The organism is Corynebacterium sp. ED61 (assembly GCF_015233855.1).
GTDB lineage: Bacteria > Actinomycetota > Actinomycetes > Mycobacteriales > Mycobacteriaceae > Corynebacterium > Corynebacterium dentalis.
This window is the reverse complement of record NZ_JADGIT010000001.1, coordinates 87,111-109,882: the sequence shown is the minus strand read 5'-3', so window position 1 is coordinate 109,882 and position 22,772 is coordinate 87,111. Positions and strand designations below refer to the sequence as shown.

General features: G+C 61.2%; 19 protein-coding genes. 15 read left to right on the top strand and 4 right to left on the bottom strand.

Annotated features, from left to right (window positions below; translation table 11 throughout):
• The first annotated feature begins 64 nt into the window (after positions 1 to 64).
• The 7 genes from IM764_RS00490 to IM764_RS00460 all read left to right on the top strand — a co-directional run bounded on the left by IM764_RS00490 (position 65) and on the right by IM764_RS00460 (position 8,470).
• Positions 65 to 658 (top strand): cell division protein SepF, encoded by a 594-nt coding sequence (locus IM764_RS00490; RefSeq protein WP_194186498.1) that lies wholly within the window; start codon positions 65 to 67, stop codon positions 656 to 658.
• 6 nt (positions 659 to 664) lie between these two features.
• Positions 665 to 952, top strand: a complete 288-nt coding sequence (locus tag IM764_RS00485; protein WP_099298949.1) for a YggT family protein — start codon at positions 665 to 667, stop codon at positions 950 to 952.
• 284 nt (positions 953 to 1,236) lie between these two features.
• Complete coding sequence (locus IM764_RS00480; protein ID WP_194186497.1) at positions 1,237 to 2,373, top strand: DivIVA domain-containing protein; 1,137 nt, start codon at positions 1,237 to 1,239, stop codon at positions 2,371 to 2,373.
• A 3-nt stretch (positions 2,374 to 2,376) separates the two neighbouring features.
• Positions 2,377 to 2,541, top strand: a complete 165-nt coding sequence (locus IM764_RS00475; RefSeq protein WP_194186496.1) for a hypothetical protein — start codon at positions 2,377 to 2,379, stop codon at positions 2,539 to 2,541.
• Between the two features lie 342 nt (positions 2,542 to 2,883).
• Positions 2,884 to 6,048 carry an isoleucine--tRNA ligase gene (gene ileS, locus IM764_RS00470; protein ID WP_194186495.1) on the top strand — a complete coding sequence of 1,055 codons (3,165 nt, stop codon included), beginning with the start codon at positions 2,884 to 2,886 and terminating at the stop codon, positions 6,046 to 6,048.
• A 41-nt stretch (positions 6,049 to 6,089) separates the two neighbouring features.
• Entirely contained in the window at positions 6,090 to 7,070 is a 981-nt protein-coding gene (locus IM764_RS00465) for a DMT family transporter (protein WP_228073217.1), read from the top strand.
• Positions 7,070 to 8,470, top strand: coding sequence for a DNA polymerase IV (locus tag IM764_RS00460; protein WP_194186493.1), 1,401 nt, complete (start codon positions 7,070 to 7,072; stop codon positions 8,468 to 8,470). The genes IM764_RS00465 and IM764_RS00460 overlap by 1 nt, the downstream gene beginning before the upstream one ends.
• Positions 8,471 to 8,476: 6 nt before the next feature.
• Here IM764_RS00460 and IM764_RS00455 read toward each other — a convergent pair whose 3' ends face one another.
• Positions 8,477 to 9,514, bottom strand: a complete 1,038-nt coding sequence (locus IM764_RS00455; protein ID WP_194186492.1) for an asparaginase domain-containing protein — start codon at positions 9,512 to 9,514, stop codon at positions 8,477 to 8,479.
• 95 nt (positions 9,515 to 9,609) lie between these two features.
• On the opposite strand from IM764_RS00455, the gene IM764_RS00450 reads away from it, so the two are divergent.
• Complete coding sequence (locus IM764_RS00450) at positions 9,610 to 10,119, top strand: hypothetical protein (protein WP_194186491.1); 510 nt, start codon at positions 9,610 to 9,612, stop codon at positions 10,117 to 10,119.
• 125 nt (positions 10,120 to 10,244) lie between these two features.
• Here the strand turns inward: IM764_RS00450 and IM764_RS00445 are convergent, their stop codons facing one another.
• Positions 10,245 to 11,327, bottom strand: a complete 1,083-nt coding sequence (locus IM764_RS00445; RefSeq protein ID WP_194186490.1) for a hypothetical protein — start codon at positions 11,325 to 11,327, stop codon at positions 10,245 to 10,247.
• Between the two features lie 171 nt (positions 11,328 to 11,498).
• Here IM764_RS00445 and lspA point away from each other — a divergent pair, with 171 nt between their 5' ends.
• The 4 genes from lspA to rarD are packed head-to-tail and all read left to right on the top strand — an operon-like array spanning position 11,499 to position 14,488.
• Positions 11,499 to 12,005 carry a signal peptidase II gene (lspA, locus tag IM764_RS00440; protein ID WP_194186489.1) on the top strand — a complete coding sequence of 169 codons (507 nt, stop codon included), beginning with the start codon at positions 11,499 to 11,501 and terminating at the stop codon, positions 12,003 to 12,005.
• A complete protein-coding gene (locus tag IM764_RS00435) occupies positions 12,002 to 12,940 on the top strand; it encodes an RluA family pseudouridine synthase (protein ID WP_194186488.1) in 939 nt (312 codons plus the stop codon). The genes lspA and IM764_RS00435 overlap by 4 nt, the downstream gene beginning before the upstream one ends.
• Positions 12,933 to 13,595, top strand: coding sequence for a hypothetical protein (locus tag IM764_RS00430; RefSeq protein ID WP_194186487.1), 663 nt, complete (start codon positions 12,933 to 12,935; stop codon positions 13,593 to 13,595). Before IM764_RS00435 ends, IM764_RS00430 begins: the two co-directional genes overlap by 8 nt.
• Complete coding sequence (gene rarD, locus IM764_RS00425) at positions 13,592 to 14,488, top strand: EamA family transporter RarD (RefSeq protein ID WP_194186486.1); 897 nt, start codon at positions 13,592 to 13,594, stop codon at positions 14,486 to 14,488. Before IM764_RS00430 ends, rarD begins: the two co-directional genes overlap by 4 nt.
• 10 nt (positions 14,489 to 14,498) lie before the next feature.
• Here the strand turns inward: rarD and IM764_RS00420 are convergent, their stop codons facing one another.
• Both IM764_RS00420 and IM764_RS00415 read right to left on the bottom strand, forming a co-directional pair.
• A complete protein-coding gene (locus IM764_RS00420) occupies positions 14,499 to 15,818 on the bottom strand; it encodes a D-arabinono-1,4-lactone oxidase (protein WP_194186485.1) in 1,320 nt (439 codons plus the stop codon).
• On the bottom strand, positions 15,818 to 16,996 hold the full coding sequence (locus IM764_RS00415; RefSeq protein WP_194186484.1) for an amino acid deaminase/aldolase: 1,179 nt from the start codon (positions 16,994 to 16,996) through the stop codon (positions 15,818 to 15,820). The genes IM764_RS00420 and IM764_RS00415 overlap by 1 nt, the downstream gene beginning before the upstream one ends.
• A 99-nt stretch (positions 16,997 to 17,095) precedes the next feature.
• On the opposite strand from IM764_RS00415, the gene dnaE reads away from it, so the two are divergent.
• From dnaE to IM764_RS00400, 3 genes are all read left to right on the top strand, one after another.
• Positions 17,096 to 20,662, top strand: a complete 3,567-nt coding sequence (dnaE, locus tag IM764_RS00410) for a DNA polymerase III subunit alpha (protein ID WP_099298938.1) — start codon at positions 17,096 to 17,098, stop codon at positions 20,660 to 20,662.
• On the top strand, positions 20,655 to 21,101 hold the full coding sequence (locus IM764_RS00405; RefSeq protein WP_228073185.1) for an NUDIX domain-containing protein: 447 nt from the start codon (positions 20,655 to 20,657) through the stop codon (positions 21,099 to 21,101). The genes dnaE and IM764_RS00405 overlap by 8 nt, the downstream gene beginning before the upstream one ends.
• Before the next feature lie 272 nt (positions 21,102 to 21,373).
• Positions 21,374 to 22,162: a hypothetical protein gene (locus IM764_RS00400; RefSeq protein WP_194186483.1), complete on the top strand. Its 789-nt coding sequence runs from the start codon at positions 21,374 to 21,376 to the stop codon at positions 22,160 to 22,162.
• Positions 22,163 to 22,772: the final 610 nt, after the last annotated feature.

Here is a 22,772-nt window from a genome sequence, read left to right as displayed (position 1 = left end):
ACGAAAGCAGCACATGTATGTGCAGCCAGATATCGGCACAAATTTTAGGGAAGGAACCACACCCATGTCTGATGGTTTAGGCGGAAAGCTCAAGGAGTTCTTCGGCTTTGGAGATGTCGAAAACTACCAGGATCCCTATTTTGGCGATGGGTTTAGCGAAGAAGGCGCGGGGGCTCGTCGTGAGTCCGTAAGCCGAGATACCGCTGAACGATCAGCAGTGGACCGCGGCGCTTCCACTCGTGCTCGCGAGGATCGTTACTCTTCCCGCACTCGCTCCTCCTACGGCGAGTACGGCGCGGGCGCATCCCGTACGCCGGGCGCTAGCCGCTTTGATGAGCCTGCCGTGGGTGCTCGCTCTTCTGCTGCGAATCCTGTCGCGGATGAGCCGAAGGAGCCCAAGGTGGTACGCATCGCCTTGAGCACCTACACGCAGGGAAGTGACCTCGCGGACATCATCAAGTCCGGCGACGTGACTGTGTTCAACTTGGGTGGCATGGAAAAGGGCGAGGCACGTCGCGTGCTGGACTTCGCCGCTGGCCTGGCTCGTGGCGTGGATGCCGAGTTGAAGAAGCTCAACGGTGTGCGCAACTTCGTTCTGATTCCGCAGGGTCTGCACCTCGAGCCAAGCCAGCTGGAGCAGCTGGCTGAGGAACTCTAAGCCACCGTGTCTGCCTTCTTTCTTCTATTAGTCTGGCTGATTCGCTTTTACACCTTTATTTTGGTGCTGCGGATCGTCATTGAAATGATCCAATCCTTTTCCCGCAACTGGCGGCCACAACGGTGGTTCTCCATCCTGGCGGAGCCGGTGTTCGTGGTGACGGATCCACCGGTCAAGGCTCTGCGCAAGCTCATCCCGCCACTGCGGATGGGTGGCATCGCTTTGGATCTGTCCATCCTGGTGCTGTTCTTCGGATTGCAGATCCTGTCCCGGATCTTCATGGCCTTGATCTAGTTGATCTAGACGCTCCTCGACGTTGCGGTCCTGCTTTCTGACCCAGAGTCTCAAAAAGTCCGTGCCTTACCTCTCACAGGGTGGCGCGGACTTTTTCGTGGAATTTTTCAGTGCTGTGGAAGAAAACACTGTTTCGCTCTGTAACAATCTGCCAATAGACACGGTAGAATCTACACGTGTAGTTAAGCCTTATATGGCGAGCGCTGCTATGCTACTTAAAAGTTTGCAAAAAAATTAAAACCTCTGGCACAACGAGGCAATTCCGATTTGGAAGGGACGAACCTATGCCACTGACTCCAGCTGACGTTCACAACGTGGCTTTCAGCAAGCCGCCTATTGGCAAGCGGGGCTACAACGAGGACGAGGTGGATCAGTTCCTCGACCTCGTTGAGGACACCCTTGCTGAGCTGCAGGATGAGAATGCAGATCTCCAGCGCAAGGTAGAAGAGGGCTCCGGCGCGGGTACCGCTGCTGCCGCTGCTCCTGCTGTTGATGAAGCAGAGCTGCGCCGCAAGATTGAGGCTGACGTTCGCCGTGACGTGGAAGCTGACGTTCGCCGCGAGGTAGAGGCCAAGGTTCGCAAGGACGTTGAGGCTGAGTACGCTAGCCGCGCTCCACAGCAGAACGCTGCTTCTAACTCCGAGGTTGAGGCGAAGGTTCGCCGCGAGCTCGAGTCCAAGTACGAGTCCCGCATCAAGGATGCAGAGTCCCGTGCCAAGGCCGCGGAAGAGCGCGCTAAGAAGGCCGAGTCCGACGCTGCAGATTCCCGCAAGAACGGCAATGCCGTTCCTGCTTCTGCTGCTGCAGCCGCTGCTTCCACCGGCGATGCGTCCCAGGGAACCGCTACTGCGGATACCCACATGCAGGCCGCTCGCGTGCTCTCCCTGGCCCAGGAGATGGCAGACCGCCTCACCGGCGATGCCAAGGCAGAGTCCTCCTCCATGCTGGCTGATGCCCGCAACGAGGCGAAGCGCACCGTCGATCAGGCTAACTCTTCCTCCTCCAAGACCCTGGAAGATGCGAAGAAGACCGCTGACGCACAGCTGGCCGATGCTAAGTCTCGCTCCGAGAAGATGCTCGCCGAGGCCAAGCAGAAGTCTGACGCTCAGCTCGCCGATGCAGATCAGCGTTCCAAGACCCTGCTGTCTGATGCCAACGCTCAGTCCGAGGCTCAGATCCGCCAGGCTCAGGAGAAGGCCAACGCTCTGGAGCAGGATGCAGAGCGCAAGCACACTGAGATCATGAACACCATCAAGAAGCAGCAGACCACCCTCGAGGCTCGTATCGAGGAACTGCGCACCTATGAGCGCGAGTACCGCACCCGCCTCAAGACCTTCTTGGAGTCTCAGCTGGAGGAGCTCACCTCTCGCGGAACCGCCGCACCGGCTGGTACCCCAGAGGTAGAGAACAACAACCGCTAGTTCATGTTCATCTACGCACTGGCCCTGTCCGTTCTGGGCTTTATCGCCCTGATCGTGGCCTTGATTTACGGATCAACGGCCTGGGCCATCGTCTGCGTAGTGATCGCGGCAGCCGGAATCGTCCTGTTCATCGTGGACTGGATCCGGCATCGTAAAAACCGGGTGTAGACTCGGCACTATTCGCGTAGATCCGGCAATCACCGGGGAGCGTCACCGGAAGAACAGTGGCTCTTGCACACTCGAGAGAGTGAAGGGCGCTCAGTAGAACCGGGCGGGTTCGCGGCACGATACGCCGCATGATGAGTGGATCGGCATTCGCGCCTTTTCAGTGCGTGCAGCGCAGAAGTGGTGCGTGGGTGTCGGTCAACCAGGGTGGTACCGCGTGTCCGTCACGTCCCTGTTTTCTTCTTTTCGACGCCATACTTCAGGCCTTATCGAGGCTGACGTCGAGAAAAAGAAGACACGGTGAGACGAAAAGAACAACACGGACACAAAGGATCTTCAACCACCATGAACACCCCAGCTGGCGGCGCGTATCCCCGCAAGGACATGACCCAGGGCACCTCCTCTTTCCCCGTGATGGAGCAGGAAGTCCTGGATTATTGGGCTCAAGATGACACCTTCGCGGAGTCCATCGAGCAGCGCGACGGCGCGGAAGAATACGTCTTTTACGACGGCCCTCCCTTCGCCAACGGCCTGCCACACTACGGCCACTTGCTGACGGGCTACGTCAAGGACATCGTTCCTCGTTACCAGACCATGCGCGGCAAGAAGGTTGCCCGCGTATTCGGCTGGGATTGCCACGGCCTGCCTGCGGAGCTGGAGGCGGAGAAGCAGCTGGGCATCAAGGGGCGCCAGGAAATCGAAGAGATGGGCGTGGCCAAGTTCAACGATTACTGCGCCACTTCCGTGCTGCGCTACGCGGACGAGTGGAAGGCGTATGTCACTCGTCAGGCTCGCTGGGTGGACTTCGAAAACGGCTACAAGACCATGGATCTAGACTTCATGGAGTCTGTGATGTGGGCGTTTAAGGCGCTGTGGGACAAGGGCCTGGTGTACCAGGGCTTCCGCGTTCTGCCGTACTCCTGGGCGGAGAACACGCCGCTGTCTAACCAGGAGACGCGCCTGGATGATTCTTACAAGATGCGTCAGGATCCCACGCTGACCGTGACGTTCCCCATCACTGGTGTCAAGGACGGTTCGTCTGCAAATGCGGATCTGGTGGGCGCGACGGCTCTGGCCTGGACCACCACGCCATGGACGCTGCCTTCCAACCTGGCGCTGGCCGTCAACCCCTCCGTGACTTACGTGCAGGTCGAGGTGGGCGAGGACGGTGCTGAGGGCTTCGTTGGCCGTCGTTTCCTGCTGGCGCAGGACCTGGTGGGCGCGTATGCCAAGGAGCTCGGCGAGAACCATACTGTGGTTAGCGAGCACCCCGGCACAGAGCTGATCGGCCTGACCTACGAGCCGATCTTCGGCTACTTCCGCGATCATCCCAATGCGTTCCAGATCCTCGGTGCGGACTACGTCACCACCGAGGACGGCACGGGCATCGTCCACCAGGCCCCGGCCTTCGGTGAGGACGATATGAACACCTGCGACGCCGCCGGCATCGAGGTAGTCATCCCCGTGGACATGGACGGCAAGTTCACCTCCCTGGTTCCTGAGTACGAAGGCCTCCTTGTTTTCGACGCCAACAAGGAGATCATCAAGGATCTCAAGGAAGCCGGAAAGGTGGTCCGCCACCAGACGATCGAGCACTCCTACCCGCACTCGTGGCGCTCCGGTGAGCCGCTGATCTACATGGCTCTGCCGTCCTGGTTCGTGGCCGTGACGAAGTTCCGCGACCGGATGGTGGAGCTGAACCACGAGGAGATCGAGTGGCTGCCGGAGCACATCCGCGATGGCCAGTTTGGCAAGTGGCTGGAAAACGCCCGCGATTGGAACATCTCCCGTAACCGCTACTGGGGTTCGCCGATCCCAGTGTGGGTCTCGGATAACGACGAGTATCCACGCGTGGATGTCTACGGTTCCCTGGATGAGTTGGAGCGCGACTTCGGCCGCCGTCCTGCGTCTCTGCACCGCCCGGACATCGATGAGCTGACCCGTCCGAACCCAGACGATCCCACGGGCCAGTCCACCATGCGCCGTGTTCCCGAGGTGTTGGACTGCTGGTTCGAGTCCGGATCCATGCCATTTGCACAGGTCCACTACCCATTCGAGAACAAGGAATGGTTTGAGACTCACGCTCCAGCGGACTTCATTGTGGAGTACATCGGTCAGACCCGCGGTTGGTTCTACCTGCTGCACGTGCTGTCCGTGGCGCTGTTCGACCGCCCTGCATTCCGCAAGGTGGTGGCTCACGGCATCGTGCTGGGTGATGACGGGCTGAAGATGTCCAAGTCCAAGGGCAACTACCCGGATGTCAACGAGGTCTTTGACCGCGATGGTTCCGATGCCATGCGTTGGTTCCTCATGAGCTCGCCGATCCTGCGCGGCGGCAACTTGATCGTCACGGAGCAGGGCATCCGCGAAGGTGTGCGCCAGGCGATGCTGCCGATGTGGAACGCGTACTCCTTCTTGCGCCTATACGCCTCCCAGCCGGCGGAGTTCTCCACGGATTCCACCAATGTGCTGGACCGCTACATCCTGGCGAAGCTGCGCGAGGCCGTGGAAAACACCACTGCGGCGCTGGACGCCACGGACGTGGCTAGCGCCACGGATGAGATCCGCACCTTCTGTGACGCGCTGACCAACTGGTACGTGCGCCGCTCCCGCAACCGCTTCTGGGAGGGCGATACCGTCCACCCAGAGGCATTCAACACCTTGTACACCGTGTTGGAGACGCTGTCCCGCGTGGCCGCGCCGCTGCTGCCGATGACCACCGAAGTGATCTGGCGCGGGCTGACCGGCGAGCGCTCTGTGCACCTGACCGACTGGCCAGATGCTTCGGCTCTGCCGGAGGATCCGCAGCTGGTGGAGGCGATGGATGCGGTGCGTTCTATCAGCTCTTCTGCGTCCTCCCTGCGCAAGGCGCATAAGCTGCGCAACCGCCTGCCACTGCCCAAGCTGACGGTGGCTATGCCGAACGCCTCGGCTCTGCAGGACTTCACCTCGATCATCGCGGATGAGGTCAATGTCAAGGACGTAGAGCTGACTGACGACGTCGCCTCCGTGGGAACCTTCGAGGTCGTGGTCAACGCTCGCGCGGCTGGACCGCGCTTGGGCAAGGACGTCCAGCGCGTGATCAAGGCTGTGAAGTCCGGCAATTACACCGTCTCCGAGGACGGCGTGGTGGTCGCCGATGGCATCGAACTGCAAGACAACGAGTACACCCGCAAGCTCGTGGCGCAGGATCCGGACAACACCGCGGACTGCCCGGCGATCGGCGGCCTGGTGGTCTTGGACACCAACGTCACCGAGGAGCTGGAAGCCGAAGGTTGGGCCGCCGACCGCATCCGCGGTCTGCAGGATGCTCGCAAGAACGCGGGCTTTGAGGTTACGGACCGCATCGCCGTGCGCCTGGCCGTGCCAGAGGATAAGCACCAGTGGGCGCTGGAGCACTCGGACACCATCGCCAATGAGGTGCTGGCTACCAAGTTCGATGTGGTCATCGGCGAAGAGCTGCCCGTCGATGTGGCAGACGGCTGCACCGCAGAGGTAAAGCTCAGCTAGTGAGCAACTCGAAGGCTTCGCGGTGGGCGGCGCCGGGGGTCATGGTGGCCTCCGGCGCGTCCCTGTACGCGGGTGCGGCCCTGGCCGTGGGCCTGTTCGAACAGTTCCCGCCCGCGATCGTGGCATGGATGAGGATGAGCGCCGCGGCGGTCATCTTGGTGGTTCTGCTGCGCCCGAAGCTTTCGGAATTCATCAGTACCTCCGGCCGCCTCGCGGCGCTCTTCGGCCTGGTGACGCTGGGCATGAACATGGTCTTTTACGAGGCCATCGCCCGGCTTCCCATGGGCACCGCCGTGGCCATCGAGTTCCTGGGCCCCATCGCCGTGGCTGCCCTGGGCAGCAGATCCGGCAGGGACTGGCTCGCCCTGATCCTGGCGGCCACCGGCGTGCTCACTCTGTCTGGGGCGCAGTGGTCTAGTTCTGCGTCTGGTGTGCTGTTTGCGCTGGGCGCTGCCGTGCTGTGGGCGTTCTACATCGTGCTGGGGGACAAGGTCTCCCGCGATGCCGTGGCACCCGAGCCGGTCACCGGTGGGCTGAGCGCAGAGGAAGACTTCCAGCTCTCAGGCCAGCTTGCAGAACAACCTGTGCAGCAATCCAGCAAACGCACTGGCCTGGCCGTGGGCTTTGGATGGGCTGCGGTGCTCAGCGCTCCATTGGTGGGCTTGGGATTGTATGCGGCGGAGCAGGCGGGGGTGGCGTCGATAAATACGACGATGGCCCCAATGCTCATCGTCGGCCTGGCCATCGGACTTGGCACCTTAAGCGCGGTGATCCCGTACAGCCTGGACCAGGTGGTGCTGAGGATGGCCGGTCCGGCGTACTTTGCGCTGTTGCTGGCACTGCTGCCGCTGGTGGCGGCGATTGCGGGGGCGATCGTGCTGGGGCAGATGCTGACTGCGGTGGAAGTGGTGGGAATCGCCGCGGTGGTGGCAGCCGTGGCGGTGCGTAAGCCGGGGGAGTCCGCTGCAGCTGGTCCGAAGGACGGCGAAAAAAGTAATGCCGGGGACAGAGCGCAGAGCTAATGACGGACAGCGAGCTGACGGGTGAGTCTCAACCACGGTGGGTCGCGCACATCGACATGGACGCGTTCTTCGCCTCGGTGGAGCAGCTGACCCGGCCCACGCTGCGCGGACGCCCCGTGCTGGTCGGCGGCATGAGTGGGCGCGGGGTGGTCGCCGGAGCCTCCTACGAGGCGCGGGTATTTGGTGCTCGTTCGGCGATGCCCACCACCCAAGCGGTGCGCATGTGCCACGGCAAGGCAGTGGTGGTGATGCCGAGATTTTCGGTCTATTCGGCCGCATCGCAACGCATCTTCGACGTGCTGCGGGAACGGGCGGGAATCATCGAACAGCTGAGCGTGGACGAGGGTTTCGCCGAGCCCACCCAGCTGCGCGACGCCACCGATGAGCAGGCCTACCAGTGGGCCTTGGAACTGCAACAGGCGGTGGAGGAGCGCACCGGTCTGCCCGCCTCCGTGGGCATGGCGGCCACCAAGCTGGACGCGAAAATGGCCAGTGATCTGGGCAAACCGCACGGCATCAAAGTGGTTCCTGTGCGTAGGCGGTTGGAGATTTTCGGCCCGCGCCCCGTGGGGGAACTGTGGGGCATCGGGCGCGTGGCGCAGGGCAGGCTCGCTGAGGTGGGCGTGCGCACGATCGGTGATTTTGTGGCGATGGATCCTGCCGACGCCCGCTCCTTGCTCTCCTCAGTGGGTGCCGAGATCCAGCGCATGGCCGCGGGCGATGACCCCCGGCCCGTGGCACCGCGAGCCCGTTCTAAGCAGGTCAGCGCGGAGCGGACCCTGGAGACCGACGTGCGAACCTCCGCCGAGGTGTGGGGCTATGTGGAAGATGCCGCCCGCGCTGCACACAAGCGGTTGCTCAAGGACGGGCGAGCCGCGCGGACCATCACCGCGAAGGTGCGCACCAACGATTTCCAGATCCACACGCGCTCTGCCACGCTGCCCGCCGCCACCGATGACTTCGAGACGATCGTGGCGGTGGCACGCCGCGTGCTCCCGCGGCCGGAAAAGGTCGGAGCGATCCGACTGGTGGGCGTGGGCCTGACCGGGCTGATGGACGACCGGCAGGAGTTGTTGTTCCCGGAGCTGAGCAACCCCGCTCACGGCCCGGATGTGGTGATCACCTCGCACACGGAAGAGTCCGAGCTGGGGCCGCTGAACGCCCGCTCCACGGGCGCCGAGATGTGGCATAACACCCAGGACATCGTGCATTCCGAGTATGGCCACGGGTGGGTGCAGGGCACGGGATCTGGGGTGGTCAGCGTGCGTTTTGAGACGCGCTCCACGGGTCCGGGGAAAACCAAAACTTTCGCCATTGATGATCCGCATTTGTCCGCGGGCAACCCCCTGGATTCGTTGGATTGGGAGCTGCCCGATGAGGATGACGAGCTGGAAGACTAGCGCCTGTCAGCCCTCTCCGGAATTCTCATTCGCAGCCGTGCGGGCGAGGTATCCAATCAGCCCAATGCGCGCCTGAGACGGCCGTAGATTTCCGCCGGACATCATCCCGTGCCGCGCCAAGTTGGCACCACCACCCGAGCCGCCGTAGACAAAGTGCACGCCACCTTCCGGCACCCGCGAGCAGACCACCACCGGCATCCCGGTGTCAGAAATGGCCTCGAACAGCGCATCTGCCATCAGTGGCGGGATGTTTCCGCTGCCCAGGCCAGCGACAACCATGGCGTCGATAGGAGGAATCTCACCACGGCGTGCTGCGCCCATCATCGCCCGCACGAGCTGCCCATCGGCGCCGGCGTACGCGTCCAGGATGGGGACGTTCCATCCGGAAAACCGGGTGAGTGTGCGTTCCGTGTTGAGGAACGACGCCATGCTCTCGGCAGCCTCATACGAAAAGCCAGCATCCGCCGTGGTGTGCCTCTTCGTGGTGCCAGCTGCGGGGAGGACCTTCCCGCCGAAGACAATGTGAGGGCGGCGCGTGGCCAAGTTTTCCGCAGGGGATTGTGCGCCCTCCAAGAGGTGGGCAACGGCATCGTTCAGATTGCCTGGGCCGTCCGCCTGCGGATGGTCCGCTGGGCGCTGCGCTCCGGTGATAGCTACGGGAATGCTCGCACCGAGTGCCACGTCCATGGCCATGGCGGTTTCCTCCATGGTGTCCGTACCGTGCACCACCACCACGCCAGCCAACTGTTTACCTTGGGCGCGTGTGGTTTCGGCGCACGTGACAACCTCGCTGATCAGGGCATCAATGTCTTCCAATTGCAGAGCGGAGGAATCCAGGCTCATGGCGTCGAAACAAGAAATCTCGCACGTAGGCATATCAGTGACCCCGGCCTGCTCGGCGATGTCCGCGATGGACAGCGACGGGGTGAGATCGCCGTTGCTATCGGTGGTGCAGGAAATGGTTCCGCCGGTGCCGATGATGGCGATGACCGGGGCAGATGTGGTGTACTTGGGTGGCTTCTGAGGGGTGGAATTGCGATCCATAGGATTCAGGCTAGTAGTCACACGATTAACATGTGTAACATGGGTGCCTATCAAAACCCACTGTGGCTCACATAAAACAAGGAGCAATATTTCTCATGCGTAAGGTTTCCCTGAAGGCTCTTGCACTGGCCACCGCGCTCGGCGCCGGCTTGACCCTGAGCGCTTGCGGCGACGACGAGTCGGATACCCCGGATACCACTACGTCCACCACCACTACCTCCAGCCAAGCGCAGACCGCTCCAACCGCAGCTGACCTGCAGACCGTGCTGGCCCGCGCAGTGGATCCCAACGTACCCACGGACCAGAAGCTGGACACCGTGATGGGTGGCCAGGAAGCTCCTGAACTGTTCGACGCGCTGACCAAGGCCAGCGTTGATTCCGGCGCGACCTTCGAGGTCAAGGAGCCTGTCTTGCCATCGGCTCTGCCAGGAATCTACACCGCTTCGGTCAACCTGATCATGCCGGATCGTGAGCCACAGCTGATCTCCGGCGTGGAGTTCGTGCAGCAGGACGGCAAGTACAAGCTGGACCGCAAGTGGGCGTGTGACTTGGTGACCAACGTGGTTCCAGACCAGGTGCCACCGATGTGTAACCAGGCGCTGTAGCTTCTGCTGGAGTTACTGCTGCGCAAGCCCGGCCCGCATTCATCGTGGGCCGGGCTTTTTCATTGCGCGCTTCGGCGGTGGACCAGGCAGTTGCCTGCCGCACGGCCCCCGCACGGCCCTCGCAGCTAGGACCAGGTGCTCTTGCTGGTGGACTTCTGCACTACCTCGGTGGCGGAATCGTCCTTGCCATAGCGAGTTGTAGTGGTCAGGTTCACCGAGCCACGCTGCGGCAGCGGATGCGTGAGGTCTACGGTGATCTGCCCGGAAGACTCGGTGCTGACGTCGAGAATCTTCAAATCAGTGCCCGCAAGAAACTGCGTGGCCGGACGACGATCCACCGAAACTGCCAGCGTCACCGTCTTATTCTGCTTGCTCGTCACGGTGTAGGTGACGTCCTGCAGCAGGGACATGCCACCATCGTCCACGCGATTGGAGACAGTCCACTTCGCGCCCTGGCCCAGCGGCTCGGAGGGGAAGACCAGCGGAAGGTTATTCATCTGCACCAGTGCCTCCTCCACGCTGGCGCGGGCGGAATCGGTGGCCCCTTCCGGCGCGGAGAAGGAGCGGGTTTGGGTGCGACCGCTGCTGTCCTGCTCGGAGGTCATGCGGAAGCCCTCGGCGGAGGCGATGTCTTCATTGCGCTCGGTGTTATCGCCAGTGGGGGTGCCCACGGTAACGGTGCTGGTGCGCACGTCGCCATCGGTTTGGATGTTGGCCGTCAGCGGCAACTTCATCGTCACTTCGCTATAAGGAACGTTGAAGTCTTCCTTGTTCAGCTCGGAATCGGAGTTAGAGCCGGACTCGGCTGCGTCGGTGTTGGCCGCATCAGTGCCGGAGGCGGATTCAGGTGCGGACGCATCGGCAGACTCGGAGGAGCTTGGCTCTGCGCTGGAAGGCTCGGCGCTTGCCGAGTCGGAAGACGCCGCGGCCTCCGCATCCAGACGCCGCTTCTTCGCCTGATCGACCTCCGTGTGCTGCTCCAGCCCGCGCGTGTAGGCGTACTCCACCTGCTGTTCTTCCGGCGCGGTGAACCACACCAACGGCTGCTTGGGAGCCTCGCCGGCATCCACCAGCGTCACGCGCACACCCTCCACGGGTGCGTCCACGGCGGCGGGGGCTTGGTCGGCGTCAGTGCCACACGCAGCCACGGCGGTGATGGTCAGCGTGGCCATCACGGCCTTCACTATGCGAAGTTTTCGATTTACCACGGTTACTCAGCCTAACAGTTGGCCCGCCGCCCTCTTCCGAAGCGAACCAACCAACGCCAGCCAAACCCAACCCGAGCGCCAGCCAAACCCAGCCCAAACGCCAGCCCAAACCTCAACCAAACCACTTGCGGATTCCAGCGCCAGGGCGGGGGACTACTAGACTGTCTCTTTGTGAAATCCCAACGAGTGACCGTCCTATCGCTAGTCCTGCTGATGGTGATCGTGGGCGTGGATCAGCTCACCAAGTGGTTGGTTGTGGAAAATTTGGATCCGCGCACGTCGTACCCCATCATCGGCGAGTGGTTCCGCCTGTTTCTGATTCGCAATCCGGGTGCCGCTTTTTCCTTTGGCGTGGATGCCACCATCGTTTTCTCGATTTTCCAGATCATCGCCACGGTGGTGTGCGTGGTCACGCTGTTTCGCGTGCGTTCGTGGTGGGCGGCCGCGCCTGCGGTGCTGATCGGCGCGGGTGCGTGTGGCAATCTCCTGGATAGGATTTTCCGTTCGCCGGGTGCGCTGCATGGCCATGTGGTGGACTTTTTCTCTTTCGGCAGCTTCGCCATTTTCAACGTGGCGGATGCGGCCATCACTGTGGGTGTGGTGGTGTATTTGTGGTTCATTGTTGTCGTCGATAATAAGGAACAACAACCTGCCACGGACGGCGAGGTGGCACGATGACCAGGGAGAATCGTGTGATGCCGGTGCCGGATGGGCTCGGTGGGATGAGGGTCGACGCAGGCCTGTCCAAATTGTTAGGCCTATCCCGAAGTGTCGTGGCGGAGATGGCCGTCGACGGGGACGTGCTGCAGGACGGCCAGGTTGTGGGGAAGTCGGATCGCTTGTTGGCTGGCGCGTGGCTGGATGTCACTCTGCCTGAACCGCCTCGTGACCTCGCCGCAGAGCCGCCGCAGCACGTGGAGGGGATGAACATCCTCTACTCGGACGATGACGTGATTGTGGTGGATAAGCCGGTGGGCGTGGCCGCGCACCCGACGTTGGGTTGGGAGGGTCCTACCGTCACGGCCGGTTTGGCCGCTGCTGGTTTTAGAATTTCGACGTCAGGGTCTCCCGAGCGCAAGGGAATCGTGCAACGCCTGGACGTGGGAACATCCGGAGTGATGATCGTGGCGGCATCCGAACGTGCTTATACCGTGTTGAAAAGGGCGTTTAAGCAGCGTGAGGTGACCAAGACGTATCACGCCCTGGTGCAGGGTCACCCGGACCCCACGGATGGCACCATCGACGCCCCGATTGGCCGGCATCCTTCCGCCGGCTGGCGGTTCGCAGTGCGAGATGATGGCAAGCACGCCGTGACGCACTACAGCACGCTGGAGGCTCATCGCCAGGCAACGCTGGTGGAAGTGAAGTTGGAGACGGGCCGCACGCACCAGATCCGCGTGCACTTTTCCTCCATGCACCATCCGCTGGTGGGGGATCCGATGTACGGCAGTGATCCCAACTTGGCCAAGAAGATGGGACTGGTCCGGCAGTGGCTCCATGCGGTTTCGCTGGGATTCCCGCACCCCAATGGGGAGTTCATGACGGTGACCTCTGAGTACCCGGATGATTTGGATCAGGCTCTGCAGGTGTTGAGGGAGGTCAACGGTGTCTAAAGATCCACAATTCTCCGCACGGCAGTCGCAGCAGGTGGCGGCTGATAAGAAGCGCTCGCGTCAGTTGGATTGGGAGGATACTCGCCGCCCGGCGTGGGTGGCGTGGCTATCCGTGCTGTGTCTGATTGCGCTGCTGGTCAGTATCTTGGCGTTGTCTAGCTCGGATCGAGTGTCGAAGCAGCAGAACATTAACGGCGATCAGCTAGGCCCGTTTGATGTGGCTACCTCGCAGGAGTACTTCGCTGAATCGGAGCAGAAGCTGGAGCAGGCGCAGGGCGATCAGCCGCGGTGGGCGCTGGTGACTCCGCGCGCTCCGATGGCGCCAAGCAAGCTGGCGGGCTCTGTGAGCGATCCGGACCTGCGTGTCAGCACGTTGTTGGTGGGGCCGGTGCAGTGGGTGATCCCGGAACCGGCCAGTGGCCTTCGTCGCGCGGACGTTCTGCGTGGTGCGGCCGAGCAAATGGCTGAAGGTGCCGGGGTGAAGCCGAGCGACATCAAGGTGGAAGGCGTGCTGGTACGCGGAACCCTTGAGCAGCTGCGAGCGGTGGCGGAGGATTCAGCAATCGCCGCCGTGGAACCTGCGGATGCAGGTGCCGTATACGGGCGAATCGGGATCCGGCCTGTCAGCGAACCAACGGCAGGGGAGAACTCGTGATCTGGGGTTGGCTGGCCTATGGCATGTGGGGCATGTTCCCCGCCTTCTTCCCGCTGCTCAAGCCCGCGCAACCACTGGAGATCCTGTCTCACCGGTTCCTTTGGACTTTCGTATTCATGGGCATTGTCTTGGCCCTGATACGCAGCCTGAAAAAGCTCAAGACGCTCACCGCCAAGGAATGGCTCCTAGTGACGGTGGCGGCCGTGGTTATTTCCGTGAACTGGGGCGTGTACGTCTATGCAGTGAATAATGATCACGTGGCCGATGCCGCACTGGGTTACTTCATCAACCCGCTGGTGAGCGTGATGCTGGGCGTGGTGGTGCTGAAGGAATCGCTGCGCAGGTTGCAGATAGTTTCCGTGGGCTTGGCGGTGGTTGCCGTGCTGATCATGACCTTGATGCTGGGCAATCCGCCGTGGATCTCCCTGTTGCTGGCCTTCAGTTTCGGTATCTACGGCCTGGTGAAAAAGCAGGTGACTCTGTCTCCGCAGATCTCTCTGATGGCAGAAACAATGGTGCTGGCTCCGGTAGGACTGGCCTACGTGATCTGGCTGCAGACCCAGGGGAGCAACACCTTTGTTCAAGACGGACCCAGCCACGCGGTGCTGCTGATGCTGGCGGGCGTGGTCACTGCCTTGCCGCTGCTCTGCTTCGCGCGCGCCGCGCATGAAATGACGCTGACCAGCCTGGGCATGATTCAGTACATCACCCCGATGCTGCAGATTGTGTGGGCCGTTTTTGTCACCCATGAGTTCATCGAAACCGGCCGCTGGGTGGGCTTTTTCATCATCTGGGTGGCATTGGCGATCTTTGTATTCGATCTCGCGATGAATGCACGGAGAAATCGCGCTGCCCGAGCAGCACGAGTTACCTCCGTGCCGCTCGAAAGCTAGCTCCCTCGTCCTACAAGCCGAAGATCCGATCCACCATCGCGTTGCGGAACAGCCCTCGCGGATCAATCTGCTTGCGGAATTCGCTGGCGCGCGCCAGATCCTCGTGGCGCTCTAAGAGATCCTCGTGCGTCAGGCTGTGCAGCTTACCCCAGTGCGGGCGGCCACCCGCAGCCTTGAAGATTGGCTCGATCCGGCGAAAATACGCCCAGTGGTCCTGCTTGAAGTAGCGGTGCACCGCAATGTAGCAGGATTCGCGTCCCTTGGCGGTGGACATTGGAACATCGTCCGCACCCGTGCATCGCACCTCGATGGGGAACAGCACCTCTTCACCGCTGTTATTGATCGCACGGTGCACCTCGGCAAGCACCTCGGTGGCATCCGCCAGCGGAACGGCATATTCCATTTCGTTGAAGCGCACGCGACGCTTAGACACGAACACCCCGTGGGCCACGTCTGAGTACTCGCGCTGCGCCAACGCCTTCGCCGAGAACTTAGCCAGCGGATACGTGCTGGCAGGAACGAGCCCACTGAGCTGGTTCATAGCCCCGAAGATGCCATTGTTCAGCACCTCGTCTTCCATCACGGACTTCCACCGCGGAATCGGGTGGGTCGGTGTGTCGCCTGGGCGTCGAATATTGGTCTTCACATGCGCCACGGACGTCTGCGGGAACCAGTAGTACTCCAGGTGATCCACGGCGTGACAGCGCGCCGGGAAGTTAGCCACCAGCTGATCGAGGGGCTCGGCAACCTCGCTGGCCTCCAGCACGAACGTCGGCACCACGGACATTTCCACCTCGGTGACGATGCCCCATGCTCCCAGGGAAATCCGGGCGAGGTCAAACAGCTCCCTGTCTTCCGCGCTCTTGGATTCCGGAGACACGTGGCGAACCTGGCCGTCCGGGGTGACGATGCAGAAACTGCGCACCATCCCCGCGAAACCAGTGAAGTTCGCGCCGGTGCCGTGCGTACCCGTGCTGATCGCACCCACCACGGACTGCGGATCCACATCTCCCTGGTTGGCGAACGCCACACCCAAAGGACGCAGAAGATCCGGCACATTGCGCAGGCGCGTTCCAGCCCGCAGGGTGACGGTCATCTTGTCCTTGTTGAACTCCACCAGCCCGCTGAGGTTATCCAGGTTCACCAGTGTGCCGTCCGTCTGCGCCACGCTCGTAAAGGAGTGGCCCGCGCCGACTGCCTTGACCCGACCCGCTGATTCGGCCGCGGTGCGGATGATCTCCTGCACCTCGCCTTCGCTGCTGGGCTGAGCGATTCGCGTGGGGTTGGACGTTGCCACCCCGGACCAGTTGCTCCACGTGTTCTTAGCCATTAGACAAAGCTCCTTCCTTCACCGCGGTAGGTGGGCCATTCGTCGACCACCTCACCGCCGAATACCACCAACACGGTGTCGATGTATTCAGTTTGTTCGCCCGCCTTGGACGGCCGCATCCACACGTGATCGCCGATGCGCATGGTGCGTGCGGCCTCACCGGTCAGCGGCGTTTGCACTTCGCCGAAGCCTTCGAGCGAGCTGGTCTTGAGTCCTTGTGGCCAGTCCACGACAGGTAGTCGGTCTTTTCCTATCGGGCCCGACGCCACTCTGCCGCCTCCCGCTACCGTCACAGTCTCGGGGTTGGGGCGGCGCACCACGGGAAGAACGAACCATTCCGCGGGCTGCGGCGAGAAGTTCTTGTAGTGATCGAACAACGCGGGGCCGATGATCCCCGATCCAGCGCCGATCTCCGTGATCACCTTTTCCGCCGAGGTGCTTTCGACGGAGCCCGTGCCGCCTCCGTTGACGAACTCCAAGGCGGGCTTGCCTGCCTTGCGGAGATCGGAATTGACGGCCTTGACCAGCTGCTCCCTGCGGTGGGCGAGCTCCCGGGTGGAGAACTTTTTCATCATCGCTACGGCTGGAGAGGTATCCGTGGTGCCGGCGATCTGCCCTTCGTAGGCCATCAACCCGACTAGATCAAAGCCCTTGCGGGTGCCAACCGCCCGGACGAATTCTTGTACCTCGTCAACGCTGCGGATAGGGGAGCGCAGGGCTCCGATATGAAGCTTGCCGAGCTCGAGCGCGGCGTCGATATCAACACAAATACGAAGAGGACCACGTTCGCTGGCGGGCACCACACTATCGATGAAATCGAGGTGCTCCACCGAATCCACCATGAGGGTGATGCACCGGCGGAGGTGATCGTCCGTGATCAAGCGATGGAGGGCCTCGCGGTGCGCAGAAGGGTAGGCCACCAGGACATCGTTGCTGGTAGAAGATTCCACCAGCCAGATGGCCTCGTTGAGGTTGTATCCCAACACACCCTGATAGCCGGGCTCTTCCAAAATGCGACTGATCAGCCCGCGGATACGGATGGATTTACTGGCGAGGCGGATGGGGGTACCCGAAGCGCGCCGCGCCATATCGGCGGCATTTGCCAGCGCAGCATCGAGATCCAGCACCGCAAACGGGGCATCAAGGTGTTCAACGGCGGAACGAATATCTGGCTTCACAATCGATAGACTACGGTGGGATTATTGCCCTTTGGGCGGAAACAAAATGTTTGTAGTCAAGATTCCTGGCTCGGCAAGAAGTTAGTAGGAAATGCGTTAATGGCTGGATCTTCTTTCGTCCATCTGCATAATCACACCGAGTATTCGATGCTCGACGGCATGGCCAAGGTCGACATGCTGGCCGAAGAAGTGGTGCGCCAAGGCATGCCCGCGGTGGGTATGACGGACCACGGCAACATGTACGGCGCGGACGCGTTCTACCGGGCGATGACCGCCGCCGGTGTGAAGCCGATCATCGGCATCGAGGCCTACATTGCGCCCGAGTCCCGGTTCAACCTGAGCCGTGTGCGCTGGGGAAACCCGGAGCAGAAGCGCGATGACGTGTCTGCCTCCGGTGCGTACCTGCACCAAACGATGCTGGCGGAAAACGCCACGGGACTGCGCAACCTGTTCTACTTGAGTTCGATGGCCAGCTACGAGGGCCAGCTGGGCAAGTGGCCGCGCATGGACGCGGAACTCATCGCAGAGCGCGCCGAGGGCATCATCGCCACCACGGGTTGTCCTTCAGGCGATGTGCAAACTCGTTTGCGCTTAGGACAGTTCGATAAGGCCGTGGAAGCTGCTGCGATGTGGCAGGACATCTACGGCAAGGACAACTACTTCCTCGAGCTGATGGACCACGGCCTGGACATTGAAAAGCGCGTGCGAGATGACCTGCTGGAGGTCGGGCGAAAGCTCAGCATCCCTCCGCTCGTGACTAATGACTGCCACTACGTGCTGGAAAGCCAAGCTGCGGCGCACGAGGTGATGCTGTGCGTGCAATCGGGTTCCACGATGGATGAGCCCACCTATGACGAAGGCGGCAAGCGCTTCGCCTTCTCCGGTTCGGGCTTTTATGTGCGCACCGCGGAGGATGTACGTGCGCAGTGGGATCACATCGTTGAAGACGGTTGCGATAACACCCTGCTCATCGCAGAGCGCGTGCAGGACTACAGCGAGGTCTGGGAAGAACACCCGCATGACCGCATGCCTGTCGCGGAAGTCCCTGAGGGACATACTCCCACCACGTGGCTGACCCACGAGGTGATGAAGGGACTGGACGAGCGCTTCGCTGGCGAGCAGGTTCCGGACGAGTACATCGATCGGGCGAAGTATGAGATCGACGTCATCGACATGAAGGGCTACCCGTCCTACTTCCTCATCGTGGCGGAGCTGATCAAGTACGCTCGCTCCGTGGGCATTCGCGTGGGACCCGGACGTGGTTCGGCCGCCGGTGCGCTGGTGGCGTACGCGCTGACCATCACCAATATTGATCCGATCGAGCACGGCTTGCTCTTCGAGCGCTTCCTCAACCCGGAGCGCCCGTCCGCACCCGATATCGATATCGACTTCGATGATCGCCGCCGCGGCGAGATGATTCGCTATGCCTCGGACCGCTGGGGCGAGGACAAGATTGCCCAGGTGATCACCTTCGGAACGGTGAAGACCAAGCAAGCAATCAAGGACTCCGCGCGCGCTCACTACGGGCAGGCCGGTTTCCAGATGGCGGATCGCATCACCAAGGCGCTGCCACCGGCGATCATGGCCAAGGACATTCCGCTGTCCGGCATTACGGATCCCAACCACGAGCGTTATAACGAGGCCGCCGAAGTTCGTCAGCTGGTGGAGACCGATCCCGATGTGAAGAAGATCTACGACGATGCCCTCGGCTTGGAAGGCGTGGTGCGCCAAGCGGGCGTGCACGCGTGTGCCGTGATTATGTCCTCCGTGCCACTGCTGGACTGCATTCCGATGTGGAAGCGCAAGCAGGACGGCGCGTTAATTACGGGCTGGCCGTATCCAGCCTGTGAGGCTATTGGCCTGTTGAAGATGGACTTCCTGGGCCTGCGAAACCTCACGGTCATTGGCGATTGCATCGATAACATCAAGGCCAATCGTGGGGAAGACTTAGACCTCGAGGGACTGACCACGGATGACGAGGCGGCCTATAAGCTGCTCGCCCGCGGCGACACCCTGGGTGTGTTCCAGCTGGACTCCGGCGGCATGCAGGAGCTGCTGAAGCGCATGTCTCCTACGGGCTTCAATGACATCGTGGCCGCACTGGCGCTGTACCGACCGGGCCCCATGGGTGTGGGCGCGCACTGGGAATACGCGGACCGTAAGAATGGACGCAAGCCCATCGTCCCCATCCACCCGGAGTTGGAAGAGCCGCTGCAGGAGATCCTGGAGGAGACCTATGGTCTGATCGTGTACCAGGAGCAGATCATGAGGATCTCGCAAAAGGTCGCGAACTACACCGCTGGCCAGGCAGATGGATTCCGTAAAGCCATGGGTAAGAAGAAACTCGATGTGCTCGAAAAAGAGTTTTCCACCTTCGAAGCAGGAATGCAGTCCAACGGATATTCCGCCGCGGCCATCAAGACGTTGTGGGACACTATCTTGCCGTTCGCTTCCTACGCGTTTAACAAGTCGCACGCAGCAGGCTACGGCCTGGTGAGCTTCTGGACCGCGTACTTGAAGGCTAACTACACCGCGGAATACATGGCCGCGCTGTTGACCAGTGTGTCTGACAAGAAGGACAAGTCCGCGATCTACCTCGCCGACTGTCGTCACCTCGGCATCAAGGTGTTGTCCCCGGATGTCAACGAGTCTGCCTATACCTTCCAGTCCGTCGGCGAGGACATCCGCTTCGGCCTAGGAGCCGTGCGCAACGTGGGCGAAGAAGTGGTGGAGTCAATCATTGCGTCGAGAAAAGAAAAGGGCCTCTTTACGGACTTTTCCGATTACCTCGACAAGATTGACGCCGTGGCCGCCTCCAAGAGAGTCACCGAATCGCTCATCAAGGCGGGCGCGTTCGACTCGCTGGGTCACCCACGCAAGGGTCTGGTGCTGATCCACGAGGACGCGGTGGATGCCGTGATTTCCACGAAGAAGGCAGCGGCAAAGGGGCAGTTTGACCTGTTCGCAGGGCTAGATGCGGGTGAGGCGGGCGACGTGTTCCGCGTGGATGTCCCGGATCAGACGTGGGAGCGCAAGCACGAGCTGGCTCTGGAGCGAGACATGCTGGGTCTCTATGTGTCCGGGCACCCTCTGGATGGCTTTGAGGATGCACTCGAGGCGCAGGTGGATACGCCGCTGACCCAGGTGCTGTCCGGCGAGCTGGCGGACAACAAGGAGATCAAGATCGGCGGCATTATTTCCTCTGTCGAGCGGCGTGTGGATCGCAACGGTTCGCCGTGGGTCATCGCCACGGTGGAGGACCACCACGGCGCGCAGGTGGAACTGTTGGTGTTCTCCAAGACGTATCAGATGGTCGCGCCGCAGATCGTCGAAGATAACATCGTGCTGGCCAAGGCGAGGATCCGCTACAAGGATGACCGCATGAGCCTGTTCTGTGAGGATCTGAAGTCCGCGGAGCTGTCCATCGGTGCTGGTTCGGGAGTTCCGCTGCGTTTGCACATGCGTGTGGACCAGGCCACGCCGGAGAATATGGATCGGTTGCGCCGAGTGCTCGCGCAGAATAAGGGCGATTCCGATGTCTACCTCACGGTGGTTGATGGCGAGGAAGAGGTGCAGTACATGCTGGCGCCGGAGATGCGCGTGGCGAAGTCCCCGTCCCTGATGGGAGATCTGAAGGCGGCGACGTGGGAGGGAATCTTTGCCTGATCAAAGTTCTTCGCAGACGGTCATTGAGGTCAGCGCGGTAGTTTTCTTCGATGCCGACGGCCGCATGCTTACCGTCCGCAAGCGGGGCACCGAGTTGTTCATGCACCCGGGTGGCAAGCCGGAGCCAGGGGAGAGTGCCGTGGACGCTGCCGAGCGTGAGGTGGCGGAGGAGTTGGGCGTTCGTGTACAGCCGGCCGAGCTCACGTTCTTGGGGACCTTTGTTTCCGACGCCGCCAATGAATCAGATGCTCTGGTCAAGGCTCATTTGTTTGAGTATCGCCCAGGGGATCCGGAGGAGAATGCGGGGACGCTTATCTCGCAACCGGCTGCGGAGATTGCCGAGCTGCGGTGGCTGGATTTCTCTGAAGGTGTTGAGCTGCCAGGCGATCTCGCTCCGTTGGTGACGGAGCGTGTGCTGCCGCTTTATGGGCGGGGCTAGCCAGGATCAGACTGGGGAGGGACGGAATGCGAAAGACCCTTTTTTGACCAATTGATCCCCTCGAACTTAATGAGAGGGAAGTTGACATTTACACGCGTCTTCTATGGGTAGTGATGACAATTTTGGCGGAACTACTTGGTGGAGCCCTGTCACTCTCATTGATTATCCCGCTCGCTGTTTGACACAGCGGACGATGCCCACGGCTTATCGTTGGCATGTACAACGTCGCCAGAGTCGATCGACTTGCCCACCTGTGCGACGAGGTGAGAACCATGACAGGACAACCAGCCCACGCCACCCAGGCAAAGAAGCAAAACTTCTCTAGCGGACGTGAGCTGATCGAAGCTGTCCGTACACGGCGTGAGCAAGCCCAACAAGCCCATGCGCTTCTGGACTCGCTGAAATCTGATCTGCCTAGTGCTGATGCTCTCGACGGCGACCGTATCGACGGCGTCAAGGTGTTGTGGATCTCCGAGGGACGCGCTGCGCGCGACGAGACCGCATTCCGGCATGCGCTCGCCACCGGTCATCGTCTCCGCGAAGCGGGGGAACGGATGACGGATGCGAAGATCATTGATGCTTACGAACGTGCCTACAACATCGCTCAGGCCATTGGCGCGGATAACCGTGAGCCAGAGATGCCGCCGCAGCGTGATCGTGTGACCATGGCGCGTCGCGTGCGCGGTTACGTGATGTCGAACAACCGCTCGTCTGGGGCGTCCGCCTTTAGCGGTGCTACAGACGGCGTGAATGCACGGGAGCGTAAAGTGCTAGCCACGATGGGACGTAAGGGCGGGCAAAAAGCTGCAGAACGATGGAACGATCGGGACAGCGAGTACGCCCAAAAGGAACTAGAGAAGTTACGAAAGACGCAACAGCGGAAGAAAGCTAGAGGACGTTCCACCCGTTCCCGTATCTCTCAGTATGTCAACGACCAATACATAGAGACGGGTCTCGTTCCTACCTGGAAGGAGATCGCAGCTGAAGTGAACGCTTCACGTAGAACAGTGGCCTATCACATGTCCGCACTCAAGAAACTAGAGGAGATTCCCGAGAGCTAGGGGGTGCAATACCGTAAGCAATACACGGTTCCCCTGCCCCCTTTAGGGCAGTTAGCTTTTAGAGAAACCCACTCTTACAGGGGCACCATGGTGTCTGCTGAGCTCACTCAAGAGTCTGCTGGAAGACTGGGGCTGATTTTCTCCGAGCTCTGGTACGTAGAAGTTGAATACAGTGGGTCAGTGAGTGTGAGAGTTCTTCAAGCACACACGCGTGCGTGTGTGCTATTAGCCGAGGGGCGGGCTCTGTTGCAGAGGTAGAGACCCCCAGAGCTAGCCACGAACTAACTACAGTGCAACGCCCTGGCGCTCAACGGTAGCTACTCAAACTTGTCGAACCACTGAGTGTCAACAGTCGGACGCAGCTTCACACCAGACTCCCCATTTGAACGAATGAGCTTTGCAAGACGATCGCAGCTAATGAGGTCAACCGTCGGAACAGCCGATGAAGCTGCCCTGCGAGCAGTTCGGCCCCTGGCAAATGGTCTGGACTTGGCTGCGTGTTTTAGGGGCCACGCCCTAACCCAAACCGCGCTATCCACTCCGTCTCCACAGGGGTCCACCGAAAAGAGGTTGACCCTGATCCTCGACGGGTTCGGAGGTCAATTGCGTG